Origin of the sequence: Streptomyces sp. NPDC012888, from assembly GCF_042900645.1 — a bacterium.
Classification (GTDB): Bacteria; Actinomycetota; Actinomycetes; order Streptomycetales; family Streptomycetaceae; genus Streptomyces.
This window is the reverse complement of record NZ_JBIBBM010000002.1, coordinates 76,340-91,323: the sequence shown is the minus strand read 5'-3', so window position 1 is coordinate 91,323 and position 14,984 is coordinate 76,340. Positions and strand designations below refer to the sequence as shown.

13 protein-coding genes are annotated in these 14,984 nt (G+C 74.9%); 7 read left to right on the top strand and 6 right to left on the bottom strand.

The window, feature by feature from the left end:
- Nucleotides 1-639, bottom strand: a complete 639-nt coding sequence (locus tag ACFY61_RS02915) for a response regulator (RefSeq protein ID WP_389466147.1) — start codon at nt 637-639, stop codon at nt 1-3.
- Nucleotides 636-1,943, bottom strand: a complete 1,308-nt coding sequence (locus ACFY61_RS02910; RefSeq protein ID WP_389466144.1) for a sensor histidine kinase — start codon at nt 1,941-1,943, stop codon at nt 636-638. The genes ACFY61_RS02915 and ACFY61_RS02910 overlap by 4 nt, the downstream gene beginning before the upstream one ends.
- A 133-nt stretch (nt 1,944-2,076) precedes the next feature.
- On the opposite strand from ACFY61_RS02910, the gene ACFY61_RS02905 reads away from it, so the two are divergent.
- Together ACFY61_RS02905 and ACFY61_RS02900 are read left to right on the top strand one after the other, a co-directional pair.
- Nucleotides 2,077-3,165 carry an ABC transporter permease gene (locus tag ACFY61_RS02905; RefSeq protein ID WP_389466141.1) on the top strand — a complete coding sequence of 363 codons (1,089 nt, stop codon included), beginning with the start codon at nt 2,077-2,079 and terminating at the stop codon, nt 3,163-3,165.
- Nucleotides 3,162-3,833 carry an ABC transporter ATP-binding protein gene (locus ACFY61_RS02900; protein ID WP_389466138.1) on the top strand — a complete coding sequence of 224 codons (672 nt, stop codon included), beginning with the start codon at nt 3,162-3,164 and terminating at the stop codon, nt 3,831-3,833. Before ACFY61_RS02905 ends, ACFY61_RS02900 begins: the two co-directional genes overlap by 4 nt.
- 480 nt (nt 3,834-4,313) lie before the next feature.
- Here ACFY61_RS02900 and ACFY61_RS02895 read toward each other — a convergent pair whose 3' ends face one another.
- The gene (locus ACFY61_RS02895; protein ID WP_389466135.1) at nt 4,314-5,123 is read right to left on the bottom strand and encodes an IclR family transcriptional regulator; all 810 of its coding nucleotides are present in this window, start codon (nt 5,121-5,123) and stop codon (nt 4,314-4,316) included.
- Between the two features lie 324 nt (nt 5,124-5,447).
- Between ACFY61_RS02895 and allB the strand changes: the two genes are divergently transcribed.
- On the top strand, nt 5,448-6,806 hold the full coding sequence (allB, locus tag ACFY61_RS02890; protein WP_389466131.1) for an allantoinase AllB: 1,359 nt from the start codon (nt 5,448-5,450) through the stop codon (nt 6,804-6,806).
- A gap of 2 nt (nt 6,807-6,808) precedes the next feature.
- Entirely contained in the window at nt 6,809-7,942 is a 1,134-nt protein-coding gene (gene alc, locus ACFY61_RS02885; RefSeq protein ID WP_389466128.1) for an allantoicase, read from the top strand.
- A 211-nt stretch (nt 7,943-8,153) separates the two neighbouring features.
- Here the strand turns inward: alc and ACFY61_RS02880 are convergent, their stop codons facing one another.
- Both ACFY61_RS02880 and ACFY61_RS02875 read right to left on the bottom strand, forming a co-directional pair.
- Nucleotides 8,154-8,885 (bottom strand): SDR family oxidoreductase, encoded by a 732-nt coding sequence (locus ACFY61_RS02880; protein ID WP_389466125.1) that lies wholly within the window; start codon nt 8,883-8,885, stop codon nt 8,154-8,156.
- Nucleotides 8,886-8,992: 107 nt separating this feature from the next.
- Complete coding sequence (locus ACFY61_RS02875) at nt 8,993-10,594, bottom strand: serine/threonine-protein kinase (protein WP_389466122.1); 1,602 nt, start codon at nt 10,592-10,594, stop codon at nt 8,993-8,995.
- Between the two features lie 161 nt (nt 10,595-10,755).
- On the opposite strand from ACFY61_RS02875, the gene ACFY61_RS02870 reads away from it, so the two are divergent.
- The 3 genes from ACFY61_RS02870 (at nt 10,756) to ACFY61_RS02860 (ending at nt 13,770) form a co-directional block, all read left to right on the top strand.
- Complete coding sequence (locus tag ACFY61_RS02870; protein WP_389466119.1) at nt 10,756-11,379, top strand: dihydrofolate reductase family protein; 624 nt, start codon at nt 10,756-10,758, stop codon at nt 11,377-11,379.
- Between the two features lie 231 nt (nt 11,380-11,610).
- Nucleotides 11,611-12,513 (top strand): DMT family transporter, encoded by a 903-nt coding sequence (locus tag ACFY61_RS02865; protein WP_389466117.1) that lies wholly within the window; start codon nt 11,611-11,613, stop codon nt 12,511-12,513.
- A gap of 51 nt (nt 12,514-12,564) precedes the next feature.
- Nucleotides 12,565-13,770, top strand: a complete 1,206-nt coding sequence (locus tag ACFY61_RS02860) for a cytochrome P450 (protein ID WP_389466114.1) — start codon at nt 12,565-12,567, stop codon at nt 13,768-13,770.
- Between the two features lie 67 nt (nt 13,771-13,837).
- Here ACFY61_RS02860 and ACFY61_RS02855 read toward each other — a convergent pair whose 3' ends face one another.
- The gene (locus ACFY61_RS02855; protein WP_389466112.1) at nt 13,838-14,842 is read right to left on the bottom strand and encodes a Gfo/Idh/MocA family oxidoreductase; all 1,005 of its coding nucleotides are present in this window, start codon (nt 14,840-14,842) and stop codon (nt 13,838-13,840) included.
- Nucleotides 14,843-14,984 lie beyond the last annotated feature (142 nt).

Below are 14,984 nucleotides of genomic sequence, written 5' to 3'. Positions count from 1 at the left end.
CTACGGCGTGCGGATCAGACGGCGGGCGCCGGCCGCGGCCACCGCCGCCGTACGGGAGTCCACGCCGAGCTTGGCGTAGATGTGCACCAGGTGCGACTTGACCGTGGCCTGGCTGAGGAAGAGCCGCTTGGAGACCTGCTGGTTCGACAGCCCGTCCGCGACCAGCTGGAGCACCTCCAGCTCCCGCTTCGTCAGCGCCTCCGCCGGGGTCCGCATCCGGTCCATCAGACGCAGCGCCACCGCCGGAGCCAGCGCCGACTGCCCGGCCGCCGCCGTCCGCACCGCCGCCGCCAGCTCCTCCGGCGGGGCGTCCTTGAGCAGGTAGCCGGAGGCCCCCGCCTCCACCGCCGCGAGGATGTCCGCGTCCGTGTCGTACGTCGTCAGCACCAGCACCCGGGGTCCGCCCGGGCGCGCCGTGATCGCCGCGGTGGCCTCCGAGCCGTGCATCCCCGCGCCGAACTGAAGGTCCATCAGGACCACGTCCACCGCCTCGGACGCCGCCAGCTCCACCGCCCGCTCGGCGGTCGCCGCCTCCGCCACCACGGTGAACCCGGGCTCGGTGTCCAGTACCGCGCGCAGCCCGGCGCGCACCACGGGGTGGTCGTCGGCGAGGAGCAGGCGGATCGGCCGGTCCGTCATCGCAGTGCCTCCACGGGAAGGGGGAGGGGCAGGGGGAGGGTCGCGGCCACGGCGGTGCCCTGACCGGGGGCGGACTCCACGGTGAGGGTGCCGCCGAGGGACTCCGCGCGGGAGCGCATGGCGGGCAGGCCGAAGCCGCCGCCGTCGTAACCGTCGCCGTCGGAGCCGGCGCCGCGGCCGTCGCCGCAGTCGTCGCCCGACGCGCCCGGTCCCGGGCGCCTCCCCGGGGAGGCAGGCGCAGGGTCGAAGCCGCGGCCGTCGTCGACGACGTCCAGGGCCACCGCCGTGTCCATGAAGGTCAGGGTGATCTCGGCCCGCCCGGCCCGGGCGTGCCGGACCACGTTGGCCAGCGCCGACTGCGCGATCCGCAGTAGCGCCACCTCGTACGGCGTCGGGAGCGCGGCGGGCGTACCGCTCAGCGAGAACCGCACCCGGGGTCCCGGCGCGCCCGCGCACAGCCGCTCCAGGGCCGCCGCCAGCGAGCCGTGCTCCAGGTCCGGCGGGGTCAGCGCGCGGACGAACCGGCGGGCCTCGGCCAGGTTGTCCTGGGCCGCCTCCCGCGCCCGCGCGATGTGCCCGGCGGCCGGGGCGCCCTCGGGCAGCGTCCGCTCGGCGGCACGCAGCAGCAGCTGGATCGAGGACAGGCCCTGGGCCAGCGTGTCGTGGATCTCCCGCGCCAGCCGCTCCCGCTCCGCCATGATCCCCGCGGAACGCTCGGCCGCGGCCAGCTCGGCACGGGTCGCGATCAGCTCGTCGATCAGCTCGCGCCGCCGCTCGCTCTCCCGGTACAGCGCCTGGTAGCCGAGCACCGTGGCGACGGCCACCGCGCCGCCCAGCAGCGGCCCGAGGAACGCCCCGGGGGTGATCTCCCCGCTGTGCGCGAGGAAACCGGCGATCGCCGCGGCCGCCGTCACCGGCACCGCGGCCACGCCCCAGCGCAGCGGCAGCAGGTGCAGCTGGAGGAAGTACAGCGGGAAGGCGATCCACAGCCCGTCCGGGGACACCACCAGCAGCACCGCCCAGGCCGCGCCCAGCCCGGCCAGCCAGAGCGCGCCCGCGCGCGGCGATCGGTGCACCGATGGGGCCCGCGTCCCGGCCGCGTACACCAGGGCGAACAGCGCGCTCGCCGCGAGCACCGCCGGGGCCGCGCCGGGGGAGCCGTCGGCGAACGCCCGTACGCAGGCCAGCACGAGCAGCCCCAGCAGCAGCGCGTGCAGGCACAGGCGCAGCACGCGCGAGACGGGGGTCAGGGGACGCGAGCGGGAGTGGGCGCGGGGGCGGGGGCGGGATTCGGACAGAGGCATGGCCCGACCAGCGTAGAGCGGCGACGGCCGGTCCCGTTCAACCGAAAGTTCGATGTCCGGCTGCACCCTTCGATCCCAGGACCGCTACCGCGGGGCGATGCCCGGCGGCCGCGGGCGGACCAGGGTGGGGATCATGTTCGTCGCATGGAGAGACCTGAGGTTCGCCAGGGGCCGTTTCGCCCTGATGGGCGCCGTCGTGGTGCTGGTCACCCTGCTCGTCGGCCTGCTGTCGGGGCTGACCTCCGGGCTGGCACGGGAGAACGTCTCGGCCGTCACCGGGCTGCCCGCCACGCACCTCGCGTTCGCGGTCCCGGCCGGCGGCCAGGAGGTGTCGTTCACCGACTCGCGGGTGCCGGAGAGCGCCTGGCTGGCCTGGCGCGCCCGGCCCGGGGTCCGGTCGGCCGACCCGGTCGGCATCCGCACCACCAACGCCGCGGCCGGTGGGCGCACCGCCGCCGTGTCGGTGTTCGGGGTCGAGCCGGAGTCGGGGATCGCCCCGCCGGGGGTCGGCCCGGGCCGGGTCGTCCTGTCCGGGAAGGCCGCCGAGGAGCTGGGCGGGCTCCGGGCCGGCGACCGGCTGCGGACCGGCGCCCTGGAGCTGACCGTCCACGCGGTGTCGGGCACGGCCTCCTACAGCCACACCCCGGTGGTCTGGGCCGACCTCGGCGACTGGCAGGGGATCGGCGACCCGGGGCCCCCGGCCGGGCCCGTCGCCACCGTCGTCGCCCTGGACGCGGGCGACGGGGCCGGGGCCGGGCTCGCGGCGGGGGACGCCGCGGCCGGCACGCGCACCCGCACCGTGGAGCAGGCGCTCGGCGCGATCGGCTCCTACCAGGCCGAGAACGGCTCGCTACAGCTGATGCGGGGCTTCCTGTTCGCCATCTCGGCCCTGGTCACGGGCGCGTTCTTCACCGTCTGGACCATCCAGCGCAGCGGGGACGTCGCCGTCCTGAAGGCCCTCGGCGCCTCCACGCCGTACCTGCTGCGGGACGCGCTGGGCCAGGCCGTGGTGGTGCTGCTCGCCGGCACGGGGCTGGGGACCGCGCTGGCGGCCGGCCTGGGTGCGCTCATCGCCGGCGGCGACGTCCCCTTCGTACTCGACGCGGCCACCGTGCTCGTCCCGGCCGGCGTGATGACCGTGCTCGGAGCGGCCGGCGCGGCCCTGTCCATCCGGCGGATCACCGCCGTCGACCCGCTGACCGCACTCGGGAGCGCCCGATGACCCTCCTCGTCCACGACGTCACCCTGACCTACCCCGACGGCGACGCCCGCCTGACCGCCCTGGACCGGGTGGGCCTGGAGGTGGCGGCCGGCGAGGTCGTCGCGGTCGTCGGCCCCTCCGGCTCGGGCAAGTCCAGCCTGCTGGCGGTGGCGGCAACGCTGGTCACCCCGGACTCGGGGCGCGTGGTGGTGGCCGGGCAGGACACGGCGGGGCTGTCCGCCGCGGAGAAGTCGGCGCTGCGGCGGGAGCGGATCGGCATCGTCTTCCAGCAGCCGAGCCTGCTGGCCGCGCTGACGGCGGCGGAGCAGTTGCAGGTCATGGCGCACCTGGCGGGGCGCCCGTCGCGGGGGCTGCGCCGGCGGGCGCTGGAACTGCTGGACGCGGTGGGGCTGGCCGACAAGGCGGACAAGCGCCCGCACCAGCTGTCGGGCGGGCAGCGCCAGCGCGTGAACATCGCCCGGGCGCTGATGAACGAGCCGGCGGTCCTGCTGGTGGACGAGCCGACGAGCGCGCTCGACCACGAGCGGGGGGCGGCGGTCCTGGACCTGCTGGTCGGGCTGACGCGGGAGCGGTCGACGGCGACGGTGCTGGTGACCCACGACCGGGGGCACCTCGCCGCGGCGGACCGCGTCACGGCGATGCACGACGCCCACCTCACCCCGGCCTGAGCCGCGCGGCCAGGGCTCCGCCCAGGCTCACGGGGCTCTGCCCCGTACCCCGCGCCTCAATCGCCGGCGGGGCTGGATTCGCGCCCCGGAGCCGGCCCGCGGGGCGGCGCTCCGGTCCGGCGCTTCAGCCCGAGCGGCGTTTGAGCGGGTCCCGGCGGAGCCGTGGCCGCGGGGGCAGGGCTTCGCCGAGGCTCACGGGGCTCCGCCCCGTACCCCGCGCCTCAATCGCCGGCGGGGCTGGGGTGTGCCGGGCGGTACCCGTTCCGAAGCGGGGGCTGCCCGACAGGCTTCCGGCGGCATTTCCAGCCCGAGCGGCGTTTGAGCGGGTCCCGGCGGAGCCGTGGCCGCGGGGGCAGGGCTTCCCCCAGGCTCCCGGGGCTCCGCCCCCCCACGCCTCAATCGCCGGCGGGGCTGCACGTGCCGGGCGGTACCCGTGCCGGAGCCGGGGCTGCCCGGCAGGTCTCCGCCGGGACCCGGGCGTCAGGCCGGGTGGTGGTTCTGGTTCGACAGGGCCACGGAGAGTTCCGCGGCCACGCCCTTCAGGATCGGGACGAAGGACTCCGCCACCGACTCCGTCACCCGTCCCGCCGGCCCCGAGATGGAGATCGCCGCCGCCGTCGGCGAGTCCGGCACCGACACTGCCAGGCAGCGGACTCCTATCTCCTGCTCGTTGTCGTCCACCGCGTAGCCGACCCGGCGGACGTGTTCCAGGGCCTCCAGGAAGCCCTCCGGCGTGGTGATGGTCTTCTCCGTGGCCGCCGGCATGCCGGTGCGCGCCAGCAGGGCGCGGACCTCGTCCGCCGGGGTGTGCGCCAGCAGCGCCTTGCCCACGCCGGTCGAGTGCGGCAGCACCCGCCGCCCCACCTCCGTGAACATCCGCATGGAGTGCTTGGACGGCACCTGCGCGACGTACACGATCTCGTCACCGTCGAGCAGCGCCATGTTCGCCGTCTCGCCCGTCTCCTCGACCAGCCTGGCCAGGTACGGCCGGGCCCAGGTCCCCAGCAGCCGGGACGCCGACTCGCCGAGGCGGATCAGGCGCGGGCCGAGGGAGTAGCGCCGGTTCGGCTGCTGCCGCACGTAGCCGCACGCGACGAGCGTGCGCATGAGACGGTGGATGGTGGGCAGCGGCAGCCCGCTCGCGGCGGACAGCTCGCTCAGGCCGACCTCGCCCCCGGCGTCGGCCATGCGTTCGAGCAGGTCGAAGGCGCGCTCGAGGGACTGGACGCCACCGCTGGCGGCGGTCGTCTTGGCGGAGGCGTCGGTGGTGCTGGCGCTGGACGTCGGCACGGCGCGGTCCTTTCGGTGCTGGCAGGCAAGCAAGCAGCCTACCCGGCGCCCGGCGTCCACCCTAGTGCCGGGGCGTGGCCGGGCCGTGGCCGTCTTCGCCGGTCAGAGCGGGTTTGTCCGAGTGCCCGAAGGCTCGCGCCGGGTGTCCGCCCGGCTGCCCGTGGCAGTAGCTACGTTCTGTAGAGCGAAATCCTAATTCCATTCCGTGGAAACCTCCAATAGCGGCACGGACGCGTGGGCTGTCCCTCCGGGCGCTCTTGACTGGCCCCCGATCGAGGTGAAGACTCCGTCAACAGAACGTTGAATTTCGCTCTGTGGAAGTAGATGGGGAGGTTCCGGGTGTCCGACGTGGCAGTGGAACTGGTACTGCGCTCGACGCGCGTCATCACCCCCGAGGGGACGCGCGCCGCTTCGGTGGCCGTCGCCGCCGGGAAGATCGCGGCCGTACTGCCGTACGAGGCGGACGTGCCCGCCGGCGCCCGTCTGGAGGACTTCGGCGACGACGTCCTGCTCCCTGGCCTGGTCGACACCCACGTCCATGTGAACGACCCCGGCCGCACCGAGTGGGAGGGCTTCTGGACGGCCACCCGCGCCGCCGCGGCCGGAGGCATCACCACGATCCTCGACATGCCGCTCAACTCGCTGCCGCCCACCACCACGGTCGCCAACCTGGTCGTCAAGCAGGACGTCGCCCGCGCCAAGGCGCACGTGGACGTCGGCTTCTGGGGCGGCGCCCTGCCCGACAACGTCAAGGACCTGCGCCCGCTGCACGACGCCGGCGTCTTCGGCTTCAAGTGCTTCCTCTCGCCCTCCGGCGTCGAGGAGTTCCCCGAGCTGGACCAGGAGCAGCTGGCCGCCTCCCTCGCCGAGGTCGCCGGCTTCGGCGGCCTGATGATCGTGCACGCCGAGGACCCGCACCACCTGGACTCCGCGCCCGTCGTCCCCGGCCCCAAGTACGCCGACTTCCTCGCCTCCCGGCCGCGCGACGCCGAGAACACCGCGATCGAGAACCTGATCGCCCAGGCCAAGCGGCTCGGCGCCCGGGTGCACGTCCTGCACCTGTCCTCCTCCGACGCGCTGCCCCTGATCGCCGCCGCAAAGGCCGAGGGCGTCCGGATCACCGTCGAGTCCTGCCCGCACTACCTCACCCTCACCGCCGAGGAAGTGCCCGACGGCGCCAGCGAGTTCAAGTGCTGCCCGCCCATCCGCGAGGCCGCCAACCAGGACCTGCTGTGGGACGCGCTCGCCGACGGCACGATCGACTGCATCGTCTCCGACCACTCGCCGTCCACCGCGGACCTGAAGACCAGCGACTTCTCCACCGCCTGGGGCGGCATCTCCTCCCTCCAGCTGGGCCTCCCGGCGATCTGGACCGAGGCGCGCCGGCGCGGACGGTCCCTGGAGGACGTCGTGCGCTGGATGTCCGCCGCCCCGGCCGCGCTCGCGGGCCTGGCCCAGAAGGGCGCCATCGAGGCCGGTCGCGACGCCGACTTCGCGGTGCTGGCCCCTGAAGAAACGTTCACTGTGGACCCGGCCGAGCTCCACCACCGCAACCAGGTCACGGCGTACGCGGGCAAGACCCTGCACGGCGTCGTGAAGTCCACCTGGCTGCGCGGCACGAAGATCGCCGACCACGGCACCCCGTCCGAGCCCACCGGCCTCCTCCTCGAAAGGCAGAACTGACAGTGGCACAGCGTTCAACTGGCCTGGCTTCCTTCACCGGTAACGCGAACCCGTACGGGGGCGGTGACCCGTACGCCGACTACCGCTCGGCCGAGTTCCCGTTCACCCAGTACGCCAACCTCGCCGCCCGCGAGCTCGGCGCCGGTGTCATCGCCGCCAACGACGAGTTCTTCGCCCAGCGCGAGAACCTGCTGGTCGCCGAGGCCGCGCACTTCGACCCCGAGCACTTCGGCCACAAGGGCAAGGTCATGGACGGCTGGGAGACGCGCCGCCGCCGCGGCGTGTCCGCCGAGCAGCCCTGGCCGACGCCCGAGGACCACGACTGGGCGCTCGTACGCCTCGGCGCCCCCGGCGTGATCCGCGGCATCGTCGTCGACACCGCCCACTTCCGCGGCAACATGCCGCAGGCCGTGTCCATCGAGGGCACCAACTGGGAGGGCGCGCTCGCCCCCACCCCGGAGGAGCTCCTCGGTGACGACGTCAAGTGGACGACCCTGGTACCGCGCACCCCCGTCGGCGGCCACGCGGCCAACGGCTTCGAGGTGACCACCGAGCAGCGCTTCACGCACCTGCGCGTCAACCAGCACCCCGACGGCGGCATCGCCCGTCTCCGCGTCTACGGCGAGGTCCTGCCCGACCCGAAGTGGCTCGACGCCCTCGGCTCCTTCGACGTGGTCGCGCTGGAGAACGGCGGCGCCGTCCAGGACGCGTCCAACCGCTTCTACTCCCCGCCGACCAACACCATCAACCCGGGCCGCTCCCGCAAGATGGACGACGGCTGGGAGACCGCCCGCCGCCGCGACAACGGCAACGACTGGATCCGCTACCAGCTCGTCGCCGAGTCCGAGATCCGCGCGATCGAGATCGACACCGCCTACCTCAAGGGCAACTCGGCCGGCTGGGCCTCCCTCTCCGTCAAGACCGCTGAGGAGGGCGAGTGGCAGGAGTTCCTGCCCCGGACCCGCCTGCAGCCCGACACCAACCACCGGTTCGTCCTGGACGCCCCGGCGGTCGGCACCCACGTCCGGATCGACATCTTCCCGGACGGCGGCTTCTCCCGCCTGCGCCTGTACGGCTCGCTGACCGAGGGCGGCCGCGCCGCGCTCACCGCGCGCCACCAGGAGCTCGGCGGCTGACGCCGGAACGGTGAACGACCCCGGGGGCCGACACCCCCGGGGCCCCGCCCGGGCGGAGCGACACCCGCCCGGGCGCCGCGGAGCGCGCCGGCCGACAGCACCGGCGGGCTCCCGGACAGCCCGTGGGGCGCACCGGGGTCTCCTTCACCCCGGTGCGCCCCGTCGGCGTCCGCGGGCCCCTTCCGCCGGGTCCGGGCTGGCGGGCGACCGGTCAGGCCGCGTGGCCGCCGTCCACGGAGAGTTCGGCGCCCGTCACGTACGTGGCCTCCTCGCGCGCCAGGTACGCGACCATCGAGGCGACCTCCTCCGGCCGGGCGAACCGCCCCAGTGCCGTTCCGTCGCTCTGGCCCTGCGCGTACGGGCCGTCCGCCGGGTTCATGTCGGTGTCGACCGGGCCGGGATGCACGACGTTCGCCGTGATCCCCCGCCCGCCCAGCTCGCGGGCCAGTGCCTTGGTCAGGCCGGTCAGCGCGGACTTGCTCATCGCGTACAGGGTGGCGCCCGGGCCCGGGACCCGCTGGGCGACGCAGCTGCCGATGGTGATGATCCGCCCGCCCTCCCGCATCCGGCCGGCGGCGGCCTGTGCGGCCAGGAACGCGCCGCGCACGTTGACCGCGAGCACCCGGTCCACGTCGGCCAGGGTCAGACCGTCCAGCGGGCCGAGCACGCCGATACCCGCGTTGTTGACCAGTACGTCGAGCCGGCCGAAGGCGTCGGCGGCCCACTCGACGGCGCCCGCGGCCTCGGCCGGGTTCCCGGCGTCGGCGCGGACCGCCTTGGCACGGCGGCCGAGCGCCTCGATCCGGCGCACCACCTCGCCCGCGGCCCGTTCGTCCCCGGCGTAGGTGAGCGCGACGTCCATGCCCTCGTGGGCCAGCCGCAGGGCGGTCGCCGCCCCGATGCCCCGGCTGCCGCCCGTGACCACCGCGGTCCTGCTGTTCATGATCTCTCCTCGCCGACTGGTTGTCCGTTCAACGAGTTCTATGGAACCGGGGCGCGGGGACCGGCGCTGGCGGGAATGCGACCTGGCGTTCCGCGGTTGCGGGGAGCTCAGGACTGCCGCCAGACGGACATCTCCAGGGTCACGAAGGAGTTCCCGCTCTTCGGCAGCGCGGTGGACTTCGCCTGCACCACGAGGAGCGCGACGTCCCCCGACGGGTGCCTGACGCAGATCTGACTGCCGACCGCCGCCCCCGCCAGGGGGAGCGTCCGGCCCTCCGCGGCCTTGGCCCGCAGCGCGCCGGCGACGTCGAGGGCGGCGCGGCAGGTGGCGAGGGTGGCGCCCTCCTCCACGTGGTGCATGGCGAACACGCTGCTGTCGCTCTCCAGCGCACAGCCGACGGAGTGCTCGCCCCCGCAGGTGAAACGGATGTCGCCGGAGCGGTCCTCGCGGCCCTCGGGCCGCTTGAAGTCCACGGAGGTCCGGGCGTCCAGCCATTGCAGGGGGAACGGAACCGGCCGCCGCGGTCCGGACGCACTCGGGGCGGCCGAGGGCGACCGCGACTGTGACCGCGACTGCGACTGCGACGGCGACGGGGATCCACCGGCCGCCCCGAACCGGTCCCCGGCGTCGACCACCGTCCAGACCAGCCCCGCCACCAGTACCGCGGCGGCGGCCACGGCTCCGGCCGTGAGCAGTGCGGTGCGCCGCCGGCGGGGCGGTCGCGGCTCCGGCCCGGGCGACGCCGGCACCCGCCGCGGCGCTGCCCACGGGTCCTGCACCGGCACGTCCTGCACCGGCGTGGGATGGGGCACCGGCTCCGGAACGACCACCTCGGGCCCGGTCACCGCGTGCCACACGGACGGCCCCGTGCCGGCGCCGTCCCCGCCCAGCCGGCCGCGGCACCAGTCCACGACCTCCGCCGGGGTGGGCCGCTCCGCGGGATCGGCGGCCAGGCAGCGGCCCAGTAGCGGTCGCAGCGGCGCCGGAAGGAGCGACAGGTCGGGCCGCTCGTGCACGATCCGGTACATCACGATCATGTGGGAGCCGCCGTCGTACAGCGGTTCGCCCAGTGCCGCGAACGCCGCCGTCTGACCCAGCGAGAAGACGTCGGCGGCCGCGGTGACGGGACGCCCCGACGCCTGCTCCGGCGCCATGAAGGCGGGCGTCCCGATCATGGCGCCGGTGGCCGTGTGCGAGCTGACGCCCGAGGCCAGCGAGATGCCGAAGTCGATCACGCGGGGCCCGTCGGCGGCCAGCAGGACGTTCGACGGCTTCATGTCCCGGTGCACGACGCCCGCGCCGTGGATCGCCCGCAGCGCCTCGGCCACCCCCGCCATCAGCCAGAGCACCGCCGGCACGGGCAGCGGGCCCTGCCGGGCGACGGCCTCGGTCAGCGAGGGCCCGGGCACGTAGAGCGTGGCCAGCCAGGGCGCGGGTGCGTCGGGGTCGGCGTCGATCAGCTCGGCGGTGTAGGCGCCCCGCACGCGCCGGGCGGCCTCCACCTCACGGCGGAACCGGCGCCGGAACTCCGGGTCCTCGGCGAGCTCCGGCCGGACGACCTTGAGCGCGACCGGCCGGCCGCCCCGGGTGTGCGAGAGGTAGACCCGGCCCATGCCGCCGGCCCCGAGCCGGGCCGCGAGCCGGTAGCCGCCGACGACCGGGGGATCGTCCGCCTGCAGCGGCTTGAACACCCCGGTCGTCGCGTCCATCGTTCTCCCCCCGTACCCCGTCGATCACCCGAACCCTAAGGGCCGCCGGTCCGGCGGGATCGCGGGGGGAGTCCGCGTGCCGCGCCGATGAGTTCCGTCCGCTCGGGGAGTCTGAACCGGTGGCAACACAGCGACCGACCGCGAACCAGGAGCGCAGAACCATGGGCAAGCTGACCCTCACCTCCTTCGTCACGCTCGACGGAGTCATGCAGGCCCCCGGGGGCCCCGACGAGGACCGCAGCGGCGGCTTCGAGTACGGCGGCTGGCTGGCGCCGTACGCCGACGACCAGATGATCGGCTTCATGACGGAGGTCTTCGACCGCGCGGACGCGTTCCTCCTCGGCCGGCGCACGTACGACATCTTCGCCGCGTACTGGCCGTCGCACGAGGAGCCGGGTGACCCGATCTCCTCCGGGCTCAACTCCCTGCCCAAGTACGTGGCCTCCACCACGCTGAAGGACCCGGACTGGGCGCGCACCACCGTCCTCGACGGCGAACAGCTCCAGTCCGAGATCGTCCGCGTGAAGGACACACTGCCGGAGGACCGCGAACTCCAGGTGCACGGGAGCGGGATGCTCGCTCAGTACCTGCTGGCGCGGGACCTGGTCGAGGAGATCAACCTGCTCGTGTACCCGGTCTTCCTGGGCGCGGGTCGCCGGCTGTTCCCGACGGGGGGTCTGCCGACGGCCTTCGAGCTGGTGGCCCACCGGATGACGGACTCGGGGACGTCGATCCACACGTACCGCCCGACGGGCCGCGCCACCTTCGCCACGATCGGCGAATAACCCCGCCCCGGCGTGGCACCCCGCGCCGGCCACCCCCGCCCCGCTGCGGGGCCGCGCCCCCGCCCCCGGTGTGGGCAATCGTCCCGCAGGGCGGCGGCGCGTGGCGGCGGGTATGCGCGGCGGCGCCGGGCCGCGGGGAAAACGGGTCGAGGGGCGGCGGTGCGCGCGGGTAGCGTGGGGCGCCCGGGAGCCGACGAAGTCTCCGTTCGCCGCGCTTCGTTGGAGACCCGAGTGACCGCCATCGCCATCGCCCCCCGCCGCGCCACCTGGCCCGCCGACCTCCCCGTGCTGCTCGTCGCCGTCGTGTGGGGCGGCAGCTACCTCGCCGCCAAGGGCGTCACCACCGCGCACACCGTCATCGCCGTCCTCGTGCTCCGGTTCGCCGTCGTGCTGCCCGTGCTCGTCGCCGTCGGCTACCGGCGGCTGCGGGCGCTGCGGCCGCGGCAGGTCGCCGGCGCCGGATCGCTGGGGCTCGTCCTCGGGCTGATCTTCCTGCTGGAGACCTACGGCGTCGTCCACACCTCCGCCACCAACGCCGGGCTGATCATCAGCCTGACCATGATCTTCACCCCGCTCGCCGAGTCCGCCGTCCGCCGGAGCCGGCCCTCGGGGTCCTTCCTCGCCGCCGCCGCCCTCTCCGTGGCCGGGGTGGTGCTGCTCACCCAGGGCTCCGGTTTCAGCGCACCCGGCACCGGAGACCTGCTGATCCTCGGCGCGGCCCTCGCGCGGACCGCGAACGTGCTGATGACCGCCCGGATGAAGAGCCTCGACGGCGGCGACCCGCTGGCCCTCACCACCGTCCAGCTCGGCGCCGCCGTCGCGGTTTTCGCGGTCCTCGCCGCGCTGCCCGGCACCGGCGCCACCCCGTGGGCCGCCGCCGCGGACTTCGGCCCCGGCGAATGGGCCGGGCTGCTCTTCCTCGCCGTCTTCTGCACCCTGTTCGCGTTCTTCGTGCAGATGTGGGCCGTCCGCCGCAGCTCACCCTCGCGCGTCAGCCTCCTGCTGGGCACGGAACCCCTCTGGGCCGCCGCCGCCGGGATCGCCATCGGAGGGGAACGGATCGGCTCCGTCGGGCTGGCCGGCGCGGCCCTGGTGCTGGCCGGGACGGCATGGGGACGCCGCGCCGCGGGCTGATGTCCGAAAACAACGGGTCGAAACGGTGAACTCCGCTCATACAGTGATCGGATGCCGACCATCGACTTCAGGCCGGACGCCGACGGCGCCGACGCGTTCAACGCAGACCCCTACCCCGCCTACGCGCGGGCACGGGAGGCCGGCCCGGTCCACCGGTTCGTCAACAGCGACGGGACGGAGGGCTGGCTGGTCGTCGGCCACGAAGCGGCCCGCGAGGCCCTCAACCACCCCGACCTGTGCAAGAACAGCCAGCTGTCCACGTTCTACGCCCCCGGCTCCGCCGACGAGGTCGTCGCCGTCAGCACCAACATGCTGGAGGCCGACCCGCCCGACCACACCCGGCTCCGCCGCCTGGTCGTCCGCGAGTTCACGGCCCGCCGGGTGGAGGCCCTCCGGCCCCGCGTGCAGCAGATCACCGACGGACTCCTCGACGCCATGGCCGCCGAGGAGTCCCGTTCGGCCGACCTGATCCGGGCGCTGGCCTTCCCGCTGCCCATGACCGTCATCTGCGAGCTGCTCGGCGTCCCGGACCTCGACCGCGACCGGTTCCGGCTGTGGTCCAACGAGATCGTCGCCCCCAGCGCACCGGAGGCCGCGGCCGAGGCGTTCAAGCAGATGTCCGACTTCCTGACCGAGCTCATCGCCGACAAGGCGGGCCGCCCCGGCGAGGACCTGCTCAGCGCCCTCATCCGGACCCGTGACGAGGACGGGGACCGGCTGACCCACGACGAGCTGATCGGCATGGCCTACCTGCTGCTCATCGCCGGCCACGAGACCACCGTCAACCTGATCGCCAACGGGGTCCGCGCCCTGCTCGCCCACCCCGCCCAGCTGGCCGCCCTGCGCGCCGACCCCGACGGTCTCCTCGACGGCGCCGTCGAGGAGATGCTGCGCTACGACGGCCCGGTCGAGAACGCCACCTACCGGTTCGCCCGCACCGAGGTGGAGCTCGCCGGCACCGTCGTCCCGGCCGGCGCGACCGTACTGGTCTCCCTCGCCGGGGCCGACCACGACCCCGCCCGCTTCGCCCGCCCCGACAGCTTCGACATCCACCGCGCCCCTCAGGGCCACCTGGCCTTCGGCCACGGCATCCACTACTGCCTCGGCGCGCCGCTCGCCCGGCTGGAGGGCCGGGTGGCGATCCGCTCCTTGCTGGAACGCTTCCCCGGGCTGGCGGCCGACCCCGCCGCGGGGCCGCCGGAGTGGGTGCCCGGCTCGCTGATCCGAGGCCTCAGGCGGCTCCCGGTGCGCTGGTAGCGGCGGCCCGGTGCCCCCGCCGCCCCGGACCCCGCCGCCCGGGCCCACGCCCCGGCCGCCCGGGCCGTCACGCCCCGGGCAGCTCGGCCGGCGCCACCGGCCGCCGCTCCCGGCGCGAGACCTCGCACGCCTCCGCGACCCGCAGCGCCGCCAGCGCCGCCGCCCCGTCGCACGGGTTGCCGCCCTCGCCGCGCACCAGCCGCACGAAGGCCGCCAGCTCCGCCTCGTACGCCGGGCCGAACCGCTCCAGGAAGCCCCTCCACGGCTTGCTCGCGGGCGGCGGCCCGTGCGGTTCGGTCGAGGCGATCGGCGTACGGTCGTCGAGCCCGGCCGACACCTGGTCGAGGTCCCCGGCCAGCTCCATCCGCACGTCGTAGCCGGCCCCGTTGCAGCGGGTCCCGGTGCAGGTCACCAGGGTCCGGTCGTCCAGGGTGAGGAGCGCCGCGGCCGTGTCCACGTCCCCGGCGTCCCGGAACTGCGCCCCGCCCGCGTCCGAGCCCGCCGCGTACACCTCGGCCACCTCCCGGCCGGTCACCCAGCGGACCATGTCGAAGTCGTGCAGCAGGCAGTCCCGGAACAGGCCGCCCGACCCCGCCAGGTAGCCGGCCGGCGGCGGCGCCGGATCCGCCGTCATCGTGCGTACGGTGTGCAGTCGGCCCAGCGCGCCCGAACGCACCAGCTCGCGCGCCGTGCGGTAGCCGGCGTCGAACCGGCGCATGAAACCCACCTGGAGCACCCCGCCGGCGGCCGCCACCTCCCGCAGCACCGCCACCGTCCCGGCCAGGCCCGAAGCGAGCGGCTTCTCGCAGAACACCGGGAGCCCGGCCCGTACCGCCCGCACCACCAGCTCCGCGTGCCCCTCCGTGGAGCAGGCCACCACGAGCGCGTCCACACCCCAGCTGAACACCTCGTCGACCCCGGGCGCGGCGGTGGCGCCCAGCCGGGCGGCCACCAGGGCGGCCCGCGCCGGGTCGGCGTCGGCGAGCACCAGCGAGCCGGCGTCGGGATTCCGGGCGAGCGCCGACGCATGGAACGAACCGATCCGGCCCGTTCCGACGATCCCGATGCGCATGCACTCAACCTGACCCCGTGCGGGTCGGCTGTCAATCTGCCCCGATGGGCCCCCATCATCCACTGTGGCGGATACTGGGCGGCTGAAACCTCAAATGACCGGTTTTAGACAACAGTGGTTCGACGGCTCGAAGGGACGGCAC

Excerpts from the sequence above, each read along its gene's own strand:
- ACFY61_RS02900 (WP_389466138.1), top strand. The coding sequence starts at position 3,162 with ATGACCCTCCTCGTCCACGACGTCACCCTGACCTACCCCGACGGCGAC.
- ACFY61_RS02875 (WP_389466122.1), bottom strand. The coding sequence starts at position 10,594 with ATGGACGCGACGACCGGGGTGTTCAAGCCGCTGCAGGCGGACGATCCC.
- ACFY61_RS02880 (WP_389466125.1), bottom strand. The coding sequence starts at position 8,885 with ATGAACAGCAGGACCGCGGTGGTCACGGGCGGCAGCCGGGGCATCGGG.
- ACFY61_RS02915 (WP_389466147.1), bottom strand. The coding sequence starts at position 639 with ATGACGGACCGGCCGATCCGCCTGCTCCTCGCCGACGACCACCCCGTG.
- ACFY61_RS02910 (WP_389466144.1), bottom strand. The coding sequence starts at position 1,943 with ATGCCTCTGTCCGAATCCCGCCCCCGCCCCCGCGCCCACTCCCGCTCG.
- allB (WP_389466131.1), top strand. The coding sequence starts at position 5,448 with ATGGGGAGGTTCCGGGTGTCCGACGTGGCAGTGGAACTGGTACTGCGC.
- ACFY61_RS02870 (WP_389466119.1), top strand. The coding sequence starts at position 10,756 with ATGGGCAAGCTGACCCTCACCTCCTTCGTCACGCTCGACGGAGTCATG.
- ACFY61_RS02905 (WP_389466141.1), top strand. The coding sequence starts at position 2,077 with ATGTTCGTCGCATGGAGAGACCTGAGGTTCGCCAGGGGCCGTTTCGCC.
- ACFY61_RS02855 (WP_389466112.1), bottom strand. The coding sequence starts at position 14,842 with ATGCGCATCGGGATCGTCGGAACGGGCCGGATCGGTTCGTTCCATGCG.
- ACFY61_RS02860 (WP_389466114.1), top strand. The coding sequence starts at position 12,565 with ATGCCGACCATCGACTTCAGGCCGGACGCCGACGGCGCCGACGCGTTC.